General features: G+C 53.7%; 1 protein-coding gene. It reads right to left on the bottom strand.

Going from position 1 to position 1205, the window contains the following annotated elements; all coding sequences use genetic code 11:
• Nucleotides 1-125 precede the first annotated feature (125 nt).
• Complete coding sequence (locus CFR72_RS16815) at nt 126-1205, bottom strand: IS5 family transposase (protein ID WP_010517953.1); 1080 nt, start codon at nt 1203-1205, stop codon at nt 126-128.

Here is a 1205-nt window from a genome sequence, read left to right as displayed (position 1 = left end):
TCGAAGAACCCCTGATTGATGTGCTTGGCCGGTAATTTCTGGGTTTTGGCGATTTGATTGACGGTTTTTGCGATGGCCTCCGGTCTGCGTTTTGAGCAGATTGGGAGTTGTCCTCCGCTGGATGGCTATGCGCTCGCGTTCAATCTTTCGAGGAAGAGGAAGCGGCGCATATTGTAGACGATATTGGCGAGCCCGATCCTCATGGTGGCTCGGCTGATACCGACAGTCCGGACAAACAGCCCCGTCTGTGACTTCTGATCGGCAAAGACATGCTCGACACGCGACCGGATAATGGATTTTCCTGCATTCGATTTCTGGATATGCCGGGGCATAGGCTTGAGATGCGGCTTTTTGCGATGAACCTTGGAGACAAAGCCCTGCTTTTCCATGAAGTCTTCATTGGCTTTTGAGCGGTAGGCCGTGTCAGCCCAGACACTTGAGGCTGTATTGGTTTTATCCAGCAGCCCCTCTCTCAATCGCGCGCCATCACTGGCGGCGGCATGCGTTGTTTTCCATTTCCGGATGAACCGGTATTTTCGATCGATGGAAACATGCGATTTATAGCCAAAGAACGGGATAGCGAGATCGCTGGATGGCATGGTTCCATCATCCTGCCGCTTCGCCTTCGTGAACTTCAGTGTCCATCGCGCATGACGATCCTTGTGCGACAGCTTTGCGGGTTTGTCCTGCCAGTCTTCAGGAATACGTCCTTCCCGAAGATCGGCTTTCTCTGCATTGGTGTTCCGCTGCTTCGGAGCCGCTACCAGCGTGGCATCCAGGATCTGGCCTGACATCGGCAAATACCCGGCGTTGCGCAGGGTGGCATCAAAGCGGTTGAACAGCCAATCGATCGCACCCGCCTGGGTCAGACGCTTTTGATACAGCCAGACCGTTTTGGCATCCGGCACCCGATCTGAAAGTCCCAGACCAAGGAAACGCATAAAGGAGAGGCGATCGTTGATCAGATATTCCGTCCGCTCATCAGACAAATTGTTGAGCGTCTGGATCACCAGAATTTTGAACATCAGCACAGGATCAAATGGCGGTCGTCCGCCTTTGCTGCCGTCAGAATACGCCAGAGCCTTCTCCAGGTCAGGGCGGAAGACTTCAAAATCCACAGTCCGGGAAAATGCTTCGAGCTGATCACCAAGCCCGCTCAAGCGGGCAAGCCGCTCTTCAACGTCAAAAAATCCCGTCTGCTTCAT

Source organism: Gluconacetobacter entanii (assembly GCF_003206495.1).
Lineage (GTDB): Bacteria > Pseudomonadota > Alphaproteobacteria > Acetobacterales > Acetobacteraceae > Novacetimonas > Novacetimonas entanii.
This window is presented reverse-complemented; position numbering and strand designations above follow the sequence as displayed.